Annotated in this window: 13 protein-coding genes; 9 read left to right on the top strand and 4 right to left on the bottom strand. The window is 57.2% G+C overall.

Translation table 11 applies throughout. The features are described from left to right. Positions 1–159 precede the first annotated feature (159 nt). Together NAT23_RS02265 and NAT23_RS02260 are read left to right on the top strand one after the other, a co-directional pair. Positions 160–1,812 (top strand): nitrite/sulfite reductase, encoded by a 1,653-nt coding sequence (locus NAT23_RS02265; protein ID WP_251925082.1) that lies wholly within the window; start codon positions 160–162, stop codon positions 1,810–1,812. Beyond that, the gene (locus NAT23_RS02260) at positions 1,805–2,296 is read left to right on the top strand and encodes a DUF934 domain-containing protein (RefSeq protein WP_251925080.1); all 492 of its coding nucleotides are present in this window, start codon (positions 1,805–1,807) and stop codon (positions 2,294–2,296) included. Before NAT23_RS02265 ends, NAT23_RS02260 begins: the two co-directional genes overlap by 8 nt. Positions 2,297–2,381: 85 nt before the next feature. On the opposite strand, the gene NAT23_RS02255 is transcribed toward NAT23_RS02260, so the two are convergent. The 4 genes from NAT23_RS02255 to NAT23_RS02240 all read right to left on the bottom strand — a co-directional run bounded on the left by NAT23_RS02255 (position 2,382) and on the right by NAT23_RS02240 (position 5,930). Then, positions 2,382–3,185: a TatD family hydrolase gene (locus tag NAT23_RS02255; RefSeq protein WP_251925077.1), complete on the bottom strand. Its 804-nt coding sequence runs from the start codon at positions 3,183–3,185 to the stop codon at positions 2,382–2,384. Positions 3,186–3,303: 118 nt separating this feature from the next. Continuing rightward, positions 3,304–4,890 carry a peptide chain release factor 3 gene (locus NAT23_RS02250; protein ID WP_251925075.1) on the bottom strand — a complete coding sequence of 529 codons (1,587 nt, stop codon included), beginning with the start codon at positions 4,888–4,890 and terminating at the stop codon, positions 3,304–3,306. Between the two features lie 110 nt (positions 4,891–5,000). Further along, the gene (locus NAT23_RS02245) at positions 5,001–5,138 is read right to left on the bottom strand and encodes a hypothetical protein (RefSeq protein ID WP_251589982.1); all 138 of its coding nucleotides are present in this window, start codon (positions 5,136–5,138) and stop codon (positions 5,001–5,003) included. 132 nt (positions 5,139–5,270) lie between these two features. Then, positions 5,271–5,930, bottom strand: a complete 660-nt coding sequence (locus NAT23_RS02240) for a metallophosphoesterase (RefSeq protein ID WP_251925073.1) — start codon at positions 5,928–5,930, stop codon at positions 5,271–5,273. A gap of 196 nt (positions 5,931–6,126) precedes the next feature. On the opposite strand from NAT23_RS02240, the gene NAT23_RS02235 reads away from it, so the two are divergent. The 7 genes from NAT23_RS02235 to NAT23_RS02205 all read left to right on the top strand — a co-directional run bounded on the left by NAT23_RS02235 (position 6,127) and on the right by NAT23_RS02205 (position 12,356). Then, a complete protein-coding gene (locus NAT23_RS02235) occupies positions 6,127–6,288 on the top strand; it encodes a hypothetical protein (RefSeq protein ID WP_251925071.1) in 162 nt (53 codons plus the stop codon). 171 nt (positions 6,289–6,459) lie between these two features. Beyond that, complete coding sequence (locus tag NAT23_RS02230; RefSeq protein WP_251925070.1) at positions 6,460–7,722, top strand: ATP-binding protein; 1,263 nt, start codon at positions 6,460–6,462, stop codon at positions 7,720–7,722. 39 nt (positions 7,723–7,761) lie between these two features. Further along, complete coding sequence (locus NAT23_RS02225; RefSeq protein ID WP_251925068.1) at positions 7,762–8,301, top strand: response regulator transcription factor; 540 nt, start codon at positions 7,762–7,764, stop codon at positions 8,299–8,301. Positions 8,302–8,370: 69 nt separating this feature from the next. Next, entirely contained in the window at positions 8,371–9,195 is an 825-nt protein-coding gene (locus NAT23_RS02220; RefSeq protein WP_251925066.1) for an inositol monophosphatase family protein, read from the top strand. Positions 9,196–9,299: 104 nt separating this feature from the next. Continuing rightward, on the top strand, positions 9,300–9,566 hold the full coding sequence (locus NAT23_RS02215; protein ID WP_251925064.1) for a GrxA family glutaredoxin: 267 nt from the start codon (positions 9,300–9,302) through the stop codon (positions 9,564–9,566). A 73-nt stretch (positions 9,567–9,639) separates the two neighbouring features. Then, positions 9,640–11,517 carry a monovalent cation:proton antiporter-2 (CPA2) family protein gene (locus NAT23_RS02210; protein WP_251925062.1) on the top strand — a complete coding sequence of 626 codons (1,878 nt, stop codon included), beginning with the start codon at positions 9,640–9,642 and terminating at the stop codon, positions 11,515–11,517. Beyond that, positions 11,514–12,356, top strand: coding sequence for a fructosamine kinase family protein (locus NAT23_RS02205; RefSeq protein ID WP_251925060.1), 843 nt, complete (start codon positions 11,514–11,516; stop codon positions 12,354–12,356). Before NAT23_RS02210 ends, NAT23_RS02205 begins: the two co-directional genes overlap by 4 nt. Positions 12,357–12,401 lie beyond the last annotated feature (45 nt).

Below are 12,401 nucleotides of genomic sequence, written 5' to 3'. Positions count from 1 at the left end.
ATATGGCTTTTTACGTCGGGCGTTAGGCCCGGTTTACCGGGCCGGTCGAAAGACGTGTATCCTGTCCGGCATGATGAGTTGATAAGTCCGGCACCAGACCGGCTTCACGTGTCTTATTCATGTGGCAAGCGCCACCTAACAGCAGGACATCTCTCCACGATGTATCGCTACGACACTTATGACCAGACCCTCGTCGAAGAACGAGTGGCTCAGTTCCGTGACCAGATGAACCGCCACCTGGCGGGCAAGCTCGGCGAAGAGGAATTTCGTCCGCTTCGCCTCCAGAACGGACTCTACGTGCAGCGCCATGCGCCGATGCTTCGCATCGCGATTCCCTATGGCATGCTCTCGAGCACCCAGATCAAGACGATCTCCGACATCACTCGGCGCTATGACCGCGCCTACGGGCACCTGTCCACGCGCCAGAACATGCAGCTCAACTGGCCAAAGCTTGAAGACGTGCCTGACATCCTGGGTGAGCTTGCCAAGGTTCAGATGCACGCCATCCAGACCAGCGGCAACTGCGTGCGCAACACCACCACCGACCAGTTCGCCGGCATCGCCCAGGACGAGATCGAGGACCCGCGCCCGTGGTGCGAGCTGATCCGTCAGTGGTCGACCCTGCACCCGGAATTCGCCTACCTGCCGCGCAAGTTCAAGATCGCCGTGACCGGCGCGACCAGTGACCGCGCCGCGGTTCAGGTCCACGACATCGGCATCAATCTTTGGCACACCGATGACGGCGACGTTCGTGCACGCGTTCTGGTCGGCGGTGGCCTTGGCCGAACGCCGATGATCGGAAGCATCATCCGCGAGGATCTCCCGTGGCAGCATATGCTGACCTACATCGAGGCCATCGTGCGGGTGTACAACCAGTTCGGCCGCCGGGACAACAAGTTCAAGGCGCGCATCAAGATTCTGGTCAAGGCACTCGGTATCGAGGAATTCCGTCGCCGGGTCGACGAAGAGTGGGCGCACCTTGAAAACGGCAGCCAGACCATCACTCAGGACGCCATCGATCACGCGCGCAGCTTCTTCCCGGAGCCGGAGCGCCGCATCGTCGAGCAGTCCGGCATCGATGCGTTTGAGCAGGCGCGTCAGAACAACAAGGCGTTTTCCCGCTTCGTGACCAACAACGTCATGGGCCACAAGGTCAACGGCTATTGCGCGGTTACGCTCTCGCTCAAGCATCATACCCATGCCCCGGGTGACATTACCGCGGATCAGATGGACCTGGCCGCACAGCTTGCCGACGAATACAGCTTCGGTGAACTGCGCGTGACTCATGAGCAGAACCTGGTGCTCTCCGATGTGCCCGTCGATCAGCTCGAGGCGCTGTGGGAAGTGCTTGATGCCAACAACATGGCAAGCCCAACCGTTGGCACCCTGACCGACATCATCTGCTGCCCGGGGGGCGATTTCTGCTCACTGGCCAACGCCAAGTCGATCCCGATCGCTCAGGCGATTCAGCAGAAGTTCGAGGATCTGGATTTCGTCTACGACCTTGGCCCGCTCGATCTCAACATCTCGGGCTGCATGAACGCCTGTGGCCACCACCACGTCGGCAACATCGGCATTCTGGGCGTCGACAAGAAAGGCGAGGAGTATTACCAGATCTCACTCGGTGGCTCCAGCCTTGACGATGCCTCGCTCGGCAAGATCCTCGGCCCGTCGTTCTACCGGGAGGATGTGCCGTCCGTCATCGAGAAAGTGCTGCAGGTCTACGTGCGCGAACGCGACACGGAAGAGCGTTTTGTCGACACCTATCGCCGACTCGGCATCAAACCGTTCAAGGATCATGTCTATGCCTGATGTATTGCGCGTCGACGGTCTTCAACAAGACGAGTGGACACTAAGCCGTGACGAAGAGGCTCTTCCCGAGGCACGCCCGGCCATCGTACCGCTGGCACTGTGGCAAGCGAGCACGGACCGCGAAGGGCTTGCCCCCTGGCTTCCGAGCGACACCGTACTTGATGCCGAGCTGATGGCAACGCTTGGCGAGTGCGCCTTGATCGCGATCGATTTCCCCGCCTTTACCGATGGGCGCGGCTATACCATGGCCCGCCTCATGCGCGAGCGCGCTGGATTCAAGGGTGACATTCGCGCGATCGGCGACGTATTGATCGATCAGCTCTACTACCTGCGTCGCTGCGGTTTCGACAGCTTCGCACTGCGCGATGACCAGGACGTCGACGACGCCCTGCGCGCGTTTCAGAGCTTCAGCGTTCATTATCAGACCGGTGTGGATCAAAACGAGGCGCTGTTTGAACGACGCCTTCGTGAGCGAAGCGCCTGATCACATCAAGCGCTGTACGGAAAAGCCGCCCACTGGGCGGCTTTTTTTATGCCATCGTTTTTTCAATGCTCAAAGTCGCCGGCGCTTAAACACCGAATACACGCCTTACTGTATTGGACGTTGCCGTAACGATAGATGCCTCGCACTCGCCGCGAAGCACCGCTGCAGCCTTTAGAACACGCGCGAGATTGGCCGGCTCATTGCGCTTGGTAATGCCCTGGGGCGCCATGTCGGGGCTGTCGGTCTCAAGCACGTAGCGGTCTGCGGGAAGCGCCTTGACGATGCGGTGCAGCCGGTGCGCGCCGTCATGAGTCATTGCCCCGCCCACGCCCAGCACGTACCCCAGATCCAAAAATCGCACGGCCTGCTGCCAGCTTCCGCTGAAGGCATGTACAAGCCCGCGTGCCGGCAGATCCAGCTGCTTCAACCGCTTGGAAAGCTCATCGTTCATGCCGACACAGTGAAGCACGACCGGCAGGGACCGCGCCTTGGCCAGACGAAGCTGGGGCTCCAGCAGCGCCCACTGTGCGTCAAAACGCTCAAGCCGGCGATCAAGGCCGCATTCACCCACGCCCACTACACGACGCTCCCCACGATCGAGCGCCTGTTTAAGACGTACGATGTCATCGTGAGGCTTACCGTCGTGTGTGGGTCCATCGATGCCCCGGGTATCGTCAAGAACATGATCGTCAAGAAAGTACGGGTGCAGCCCATGACATAAGGACAACCCAGGCAAGGCATCGGCCAGTTCGAGCTGGCGCTTGAAGCGCTTGGCCGTCGTACCGGCGTCGATCATGCCTGTAACACCTGCATGCAGCGCGCGCGCATGAACGGCGTGGGCGTCATCGTCAAACGCGTCGCGAGACAGGTGACAGTGGGCGTCAATCATGGAACCTCCCGATACATCGAAGAGACTTATCTATCCCCGCATGAAAAAAGCTGCCAGAGGCAGCTTTTTTACCATGGCCGATCCAGGACCAACCGTCGAATACGTCACATCGAGCGCATCAGTGCTCGCGCGTGGCGGAAAAGCGCAGGTCAGGCCAGCGCTCCTGCGTCAGCTGAAGATTGACCCGGGTCGGGGCCAGATACGTCAGGTACCCACCGCCATCGATTGCAAGGTTTTCAGCGGTCTTGTTTCGGAACTCGTCGATCTTGCGCTCGTCGCCATACACCCATCGCGCCGTCTGAACATTGATCGGCTCGTAGATGCAGTCCACCTTGTATTCGTCCTTGAGCCGGTGTGCGACCACATCGAACTGAAGGCTGCCCACGGCGCCGACGATCAGGTCGTTGTTGTTGAGCGGCATGAAGACCTGTGTCGCGCCCTCCTCGGACAGCTGCTGCAAGCCCTTTTGAAGCTGCTTCATCTTGAGCGGGTCTTTCAGGCGCACGCGCTTGAAGAGCTCCGGTGCGAAGTGCGGAATGCCGGTGAAGCGCATGTCTTCGCTGAGCGTGAAGGTGTCGCCGATCTGGATCGTGCCGTGGTTGTGCAGGCCGATTATATCGCCGGGCCAGGCTTCCTCGACGTGGGACCGATCAGAGGCCATGAAGGTCAGGGCGTCTGCGATCTTGACGTCTTTCTTGATGCGCACATGGCGCATTTTCATGTTCTTTTCGTACTTGCCCGAACACACCCGCAAGAACGCCACGCGGTCGCGGTGTTTGGGGTCCATGTTGGCCTGAATCTTGAACACGAAGCCGGTGAAGCGCTCATCGTCTGCCTCGACCTCGCGGGCATCGGTGTCGCGCGGCTGCGGCCTGGGGGCGTATTCCACGAACCCGTCGAGCATTTCCCGCACCCCGAAATTACCCATGGCGGTGCCGAAATACACAGGCGTCAATTCACCCCGCAGATACGCCTCGAGGTCAAATTCGTGAGAGGCGCCTCTGACCAGCTCGATTTCGTCACGAAGTTCGTTTGCGACGTATTCGCCAAGCGCCTCATCCACCTTCGGGCTATTGAGCCCTTCGATGAAAACGTCGTCCGGGATGCGATTACCCTGCCCCTGTTGGTAGAGGTGCACGGTGTCATTGAGAATGTGATAGACGCCCCGGAACTGCTTGCCCATGCCGATCGGCCAGGTAATGGGCGCGCACTGGATATTGAGCGTGGTTTCAATATCGTCCATCACCTCGATCGGGTCGCGAATGTCGCGGTCCATCTTGTTGACGAAGGTGAGGATCGGCGTTGTTCTGAGCCGGCAGACCTCCATCAGCTTGATGGTGCGGTCCTCGACGCCCTTGGCGCCATCGACCACCATCAGCGCGGAATCGACGGCCGTCAGCGTACGGTAGGTGTCTTCGGAGAAATCTTCGTGACCGGGTGTGTCGAGCAGATTGACCATGCGGCCCTTGTAGGGAAACTGCATGACCGAGGTCGTCACCGAGATGCCGCGCTCCTGCTCCATCTTCATCCAGTCGGAGGTGGTGCTTCGGGCATCGCGCTTGCTTTTGACGGCACCGGCCACCTGAATTGCATTTCCGAACAACAAAAGCTTTTCGGTGATGGTGGTCTTGCCCGCATCGGGGTGAGAGATGATCGCAAAGGTGCGTCGTTTGGCGGCTTCTTGCGACACGGCGGTAGTTGGCATTGAGCGATTCTTCTTGGTGAGTACGCCATCGGCGCACCAAGGTGCGCCGATGTTGGAATGGGTCGAATCCCGCTATTTTCGCCGATCCTGCGTCTACACTCAATCAAGCATCACAGGGTGTTTAAATTGACCTTGAGCTGGAGCTGCACTTCGACATCGGTATCCTGTGGCGTATGAATAATGCGCTGCACCTCGAATTCCTGATTGTCCAGCATCATCCATTCCCCGCTTTTTGGAATCCACTTCATCTGCACCACTTTCGGTTTCGAAAAGGTGGTTGGTTGAAAAACGCAGCGAACGCGGTACATGGCCACTCCTGGCTAGACGGTTGATTGAGACGCTATCGGCACCGTGGCGCTAAACTTTAGCGCGTTCTTAAATCAACCGGCCAGCAGGTCCAGCACGTGGGTCAACGGCTCAAGCGTCAGCTTGTTCGATGTAAATGCCCCGGTATCGATATAGCGCACATTACCGAGCATGACCGGGCTTGCAACAATCGTGTGTCCGACGATAACGGCGTCGATGCCCTCAACCGGCGTTTCAAGCTTCTTGCTATAGCGCTTGCGTGACCAAAGGCTTTGGCGTTTCACATCCTCGCTTTGCGTTTCGAGCACCTGCCAACGCAACGGTGGGTCTGCGTGAACGATGCCTACCCGGCCTCGCCCGGTCTCGATCTCATAGGCAATGGCCATTTTGGCCACGGCCTCCTTAAGCAGGGCCGCCACCTCCGGTGGATTCTGCTTCAAGACCCAGCGCCCTCCGTTTTCCTGCCACTGATGCCACATTTCACCATTCATGGCTTTTATTGCCATGGCTTCGTGATTGCCCTGAACGGAAAAGAACCAGGGCTCGCGCATCAGCGCCAAACATTTCATCGAGTCAGGGCCTCGGTCGATCAAATCGCCAACGGCAAACAGTCGATCACACGTTTTATCGAACTGCACTTCTTCAAGCAGCGCCATTAGTTGATCGTATTCACCATGAAGGTCCCCCACTACAAAATCCCGACCCTGCGTATTTTGCGCGATATGTTCGAGCATTCCCGGTTCCTTTGATTCATAAGGCAGTCAGCGTGCGTATGGTACTAAGGATAGGACCTTTCTCAACTACACAGTGCCTCGGCCGTTAAATCACCCAAGCAATTGGGCACTTGACGCAACTTTTTGTAGTTATATTTCTTTTTGTTAGACTTTGGCTTAAAATAACTCATAGACACATCGCAGCTGGAGACTCGATATGATTGGCGGCCACAACGTAATGCTCGAAGAAAACCGAAAAATGAACGCTCGTCGGCAGCAAGAAGCGGGAAATATGTCGGTAAAGCCAACAGATCCGGGCAAAAACAGTCATTCGATTATGTCAGGAAGTCTGTCGACCCAGACGCTGACAGCGCATTGATGTGAACCTTCCCAGACAAAAACGCCAGCCTTATAGAGCTGGCGTTTTCGATTCCGCATCCTTTTTGTAGTTTAACTACATTCAGCTGGTTCAGATTGCCGCAGCGAAGATATGCCGCAGTGAAAGTGCGCTACCATGGGCCCTTACGTTCGACCGAAGTGGAGCCCGTTCATGCCCCAGCAACCCCTGGCCCTGTCAACGCCAAGCCGTAACCTGGTCCTTTTGACCATCGCGCGCGGCATTACCTGGACCGGGTTTTTGATTGCCATCATCTTTGGCATCGAGGTTCTGAACTTCCAGCTCTACCTGGTGCCGATCTTTTTGATCATCGTGGTCATGGGCTTGTTCAACGTTGCGACCTGGTGGCGACTTGGGTGGCTTAGATCGGTAACCGAAGCCGAGTGCCTTGTTCATCTTTTGATCGATGTCATCGGCCTGACCGCGATCTTTTACTTTACCGGCGGCTCGACCAACCCGGTGATCAGCTACTACATCGTACCGATCACCATCGCAGCCGCTACGCTTCCGGTTCGTTATACGATCCTGACGACCGTCACGGCGTTCGGTGGCTACAGCGCCTTGATGCTGTTTTATCAGCCCATCCCTGAACTGTCGCGCCACATCGCGGGCACCGGCATTAGCCTGCATGTCCTTGGGATGTGGCTCAATTTCGCCCTGTGCGCGAGCCTCATTACCTATTTCGTATTCAAGATGGCACGCGCCCTGCGTCGACGTGACCGCACCCTTTCAAAAACGCGCGAAACGGCGCTTCGAAATGAGCAGATTCTCGCCGTTGCAAGCCAGGCTGCCGGCACCGCGCACGAGCTTGGCACGCCCCTTGGCACCATGGCGGTGCTGCTTGGTGAGATGAAAGAGGACGCAGACAGTGACATTCTGCGTGAGGACATTACCCTGCTTCAGCGCCAGGTCGAGCAGTGCAAGACACACCTTCGATCCCTGGTTGCCACCGCTGAGCGGCGGCGGGTTGGCCCGCTCGAGCATCAGGACGTTCAGGCCTATCTGGAGCGGGTGATCGAGAAATGGCTAGTGATTCGACCGGACGTCACGCATCGATTGACCTGCCTTGGCCGACGCCACGCGATCATCCCGACCGACGACACGCTTCAGCAGGCGCTTCTCAATCTGCTCAATAACGCGGCAGACGCCAACCCCCAGAACATCGACATCACGCTCGACTGGGATGAGCAGCAGGTCATCGTGGATATCCGCGATCACGGCGCCGGTGTTCCAATGGACATCGCCGACCAGCTCGGGCAGACATTTGTGTCTACCAAATCAAAAGGCATGGGCATTGGCCTTTTTCTGACCCATGCGACCATCAATCGTTTCGGCGGCAGCGTCAGCCTTTACAATCACGAAGAAGGCGGCACCCTGACCGAAGTCACGCTGCCTCGCGTGGACAGCAAAGAGTGATGGACACAAAGAGTGATTCGTTCGTTAAAGGAGAACGCAATGGATACCAAAACCCCCTTTTTGATCGTCGATGACGATGAACTCTTCCGACAGGTAATGACCCGCGCCATGAAGCGCCGCGGCTTCGAGGTGCTGGCAGCGGCCGATCACGAGGAGGCCATGATGCTCGCCCGGGCAACGCCTCCGGTCTATGCAACGCTTGATTTGAAACTCGAGCACAGCTCGGGCCTTCAACTGCTGCCGGAGCTTCTTGCTGTAAGCCCCAAGTGCAAGGTCATTATCCTGACCGGCTATTCGAGCATCACGACCGCTGTCGAGGCCATGAAACTCGGTGCCTACAATTACCTTTGCAAGCCCGTGGACGCCGACGATGTGCTCGGTGCGCTCGACCGCCCCGACCAGGGCGACCCGGATGCTGAAATCGCCGAAAACCCGCCCTCGATCAACCGCCTGACGTGGGAGCATATCCAAAAGGTGCTGCAGGAAAACGATGGCAACATTTCAGCCACCGCCCGAAGCCTTGGCATGCACCGGCGCACACTTCAGCGCAAGCTTCAAAAACGCCCGGTACGGCGCTGAGTGCCGACGCGCGCGCTATACTCCGACACCTACGAAGATTCTATCAACGCATTGATGAAGTGAGCCCCCATGACGCTGCAGACCCGACTAGAGCGCGCCATCAACATTGCCGAAGAAGCCGGGCGACGAATCAGAAAAGCCCGTGAAGAATGTCAGTTCGACAGCCGCTACAAGGATGGCAATGAGCTGGTGACCGATGTGGATGTCGAGATCGATACCTTCATCAGCAATGAGCTCGAGACGCACTTTCCAGGCGAACAGCGCCTGAGCGAGGAACTGACGCCCGACCGGGACGCCATTCTTGAAGACGATGCGCTCTGGATCGTCGACCCTATCGACGGAACGGTCAATTTTGCCCACGGCCATCCGCATGTCGCGGTGTCGATCGCCTGGTCGGAAAACGGCCGCGTCCAAATCGGCGTGGTGCACTCGCCATTTTTGAACGAGACGTTCACGGCCATTCGCGACAAGGGCGCCTGGTGCAACGGTGAGGCGATCTCTCCAAGTGACTGCCAGTCAACAGATGCGGCATTGATCGCCACCGGCTTTCCCTACGACAAGGACGCTCGGTTTCCGCTGCTTCGCAGGCTGCGTGCCATTCTGGGCACGTGTCGCGACATTCGCCGAAACGGTGCTGCGGCGCTCGATCTGTGTCACGTTGCCAACGGCACCCTCGATGGTTACTACGAAAGCGTCTCACCCTGGGATTTTGCGGCGGGCATGCTGATCGCACGTGAGGCAGGCGCCCGTACCGGCCATCTCTATCCATGTCCGGAAGGTATTCCAGAAGAGCTTTATGGCGAGAATCTGCTGGTAACCACCCCCGAGATTCACTCAGAGCTCAAGCGCCTGCTCGAACGGGCGGATCGTAACGTCTTTGACGATGAGCGATAATTTAGCGATTCAATAAGCGGGTTCAGGCCAATCTATTGGCGAGTCACCCGCTTATGCCCCATCATTTGGCATCAAGTACATGCCCATGTTTTCAGGAGAAGTTCATGTTCACCGTGATTTTTGGTCGCCCAGGCTGCCCGTTTTGCGTTCGCGCGCAGGAGCTGGCGGAATCGCTCAGCGACGTCCGTGATGATTTCAGCTATCGCTACATCGACATTCACAAGGAAGGTATTTCCAAGGCGGACATGGAAAAGACCATTGGCAAGCCGGTCGAAACCGTGCCGCAAATCTTTGTCGATGAAAAACATATCGGTGGTTTCACCGAGTTTAACCAGTACGTCAACGACAACGCCTTGCTGACGCCCGCCTGAGCATCAATCGAGGCTGGCCCTTAAGGCCTCCTCCGTTCTAGCATTAAAGGCATCGACTCAAGGAACCACGTTGATGCCTTTTCTTGTTGAAAGTGCTCTGCTTCTCGGCGCCACGATTATCGCGGTTCCCATCTTCCAGCGTTTGGGGCTTGGCTCCATCCTGGGTTACCTGTTTGTCGGCGTTCTGTTCGGCCCGTCCCTACTTAAGGTGTTCTCGGAACCGGACGCCGTTCTGCATTTCGCCGAGTTCGGCGTGGTGATGCTGCTGTTCGTGATCGGGCTCGAGCTCGAGCCGAAGCGCCTTTGGCGAATGCGTGCAAGGCTTCTGGGCCTGGGCAGTGCCCAGATGGTGCTTAGCGGCTTGGGGCTTGCGGTAATCGGGTGGATGCTGGGCCTGCCCACAGGGTCGGCGTTGCTGCTGGGGTTCATTCTTGCCCTGTCCTCGACGGCGTTTGCGCTGCAAGTGCTCAACGAGCATCGACACCTCACCACCGCTCACGGTCAATCCGCGTTTTCAATGCTTTTATTCCAGGATCTGGCCGTCATCCCATTGCTGGCGGTACTGCCGCTGTTTGCCGGTGGGAGCCTCGGAAGCGCCTCGGACATCGTATTCGGCCTATTGAAAAGCCTGGGCACGGTCGCAGGCGCCATCGTGATCGGACGCATGATCTTTCCTCGCGTTCTGCGTCTGGTCGCACGCAGTGAGCTTCATGAGGTATTCACGGCAGCGGCCCTTTTCATGGTGCTTGCCATGGCGCTCATCATGCAGTGGGCGGGGCTTTCAATGGCACTTGGCGCTTTCCTGGCGGGCGTGCTGCTTGCCGATACCGTGTATCGCCATGAACTCGAGGCCAACATCGAACCCTTCAAGGGCATCCTGCTGGGTCTTTTTTTCATGGGCGTTGGCATGTCGATCAACCTGGAGCTGGTGTGGCAGAACCTGCTGCTGGTGATCGGGATCACGGCCGTGCTCCTGCTCGTAAAGATTGCCGTTCTTGCGCTGATCGGGTTTGCGACCAAAACCCCTCGCCATGAAATTCCGGCGCTGGCGGCCATTTTGTCTCAGGGGGGAGAATTCGATTTTGTTCTGTTAACGGCAGGCGTAAGCGTTGGCGTGTTCAGTCAGAACGTTGCAAGCCTATGCATCGCCGCTGTGACGTTTTCAATGGCGCTGACGCCCTTCCTTTATCGCTTCGCTTTGAACTGGGGGCACCGCTTGTCCACGACGCGGTCCTTCGACCAGGAAGCCATCGACGATACGCCCCCGGTGCTGATTGCAGGCCTTGGCCGGTTCGGTCAGATGATTGCTCGAGTGCTGAAGTTACAGGGGATCAATTTTGTCGCCCTCGACCCCAATATCAAACAGGTAGAGTTCATTCGTAAATTCGGCTCACGCATCTACTACGCCGACGCGACCCGACCGGAGCTTCTGCGTGCTGCCGGCGCCGATAACGCCAAGGTGCTTGTTATTGCCGTTGATGACCCTGAAGCCGCGCTTACCATTGCGCGCCTTGCCAGGCAGCATTTCCCGCATCTAACGGTTTATGCCAGAGCCCGCAACCGACACCACGCCTGGCAGTTGATGGAGCTTGGGGTTGAACATCTGGTTCGTGAAACCTTCGATTCGAGCATGGAAATGAGCATCGACCTTCTAAAGGGGCTGGGTTATCCGAGCTCTACGGCCAGTGAGGCGGTACGTACCTTCCGGGAATTCGACAACGAACTCTTCTGGTCATCCTACAAGCACCGAAATGACAACGATGCGTTGCTCGAAAGTGACCGACTGGCTATCGAGGAGCTGTATGAGCTGTTCAGAAAAGGTCAGGATAACGTCGAGGAACAACGCGAGAAGAAAGAGGCATCGATCAAGAAAGCCGCGCGACAAGGCGTCAAACGCAGCAAGCACACACAGACCGATGAAACGACCTCATCTCAGGAGAGCGAGCAATGACACAGGCGCTGAATCGTGTGCTCGACCGATTGGGGCTGAGCCCGGATGCACCTCTTATCCCTCTTCAAGGCGGTGACATCAGCGAGGTGTATCGTGTGGATACCCCTCACGGGCGTGTTGTAATCAAGCGTGCTGCGCCGGATATCCTTCGCGCGGAGTGCGATGGTCTGGCCGCACTGGCCGCGATTCCCACTCGACTGGAAATTCCAGAGTGTCTTGAGCTTGATGATGATGTTCTGGCCATGACCTGGCTTTCACCGGGGAAGCCAAGTGATTCAAAGACCCGCCTTCTGGGTGAGGAACTTCGTCATTTATACACTCGATCACGCGCAACGACGCACGGATGGGCCACGACGACATTTGCAGGCCCTACACCGCAGATCAATACGCCGCTCGAAAACGGTGCAGATTTTTTGATCGAGCAGCGTCTCAGGCCGTTGGCCGAACGCTGCCTGCGCGAAAACAAGCTGCCGGAACAGGACGCTCGTGATCTGGATGCCCTTTTTGCGCGCGTGTCTGGTTTACTGCCGAATGAGCCACCCTGTCTAGTACACGGTGATCTCTGGCATGGAAATGTGCTTTATACCGAAACGGGTGTTGCCTTGATTGACCCTGCGATACATCGTCACTACGCCATGTTCGATCTTGCGATGCTGGCTCTTTTTTCGCCCATATCAACCAACTTTGAACGGGCGTATTGGGATGGGCCGCGGCCCGAGACGTGGCCAGCGCAATGTGCGTTGTTTCAGCTTTACCCGCTTCTTAATCACCTTTTGTTGTTTGGTCAGTCTTTCCTAGGTCAACTTCAATCAAAAATCAAAATCTTAGAAAAAGATTAATATAACGGTATAAAATTCAAGTACTGCTTTGGATTTAAAGGAAAT

This window comes from Larsenimonas salina, assembly GCF_023736155.1.
In the GTDB taxonomy this organism is placed as follows: domain Bacteria; phylum Pseudomonadota; class Gammaproteobacteria; order Pseudomonadales; family Halomonadaceae; genus Larsenimonas; species Larsenimonas salina.
Note: the sequence above shows the minus strand (reverse complement) of the source record. Positions and strands in the feature narration are given on the sequence as shown.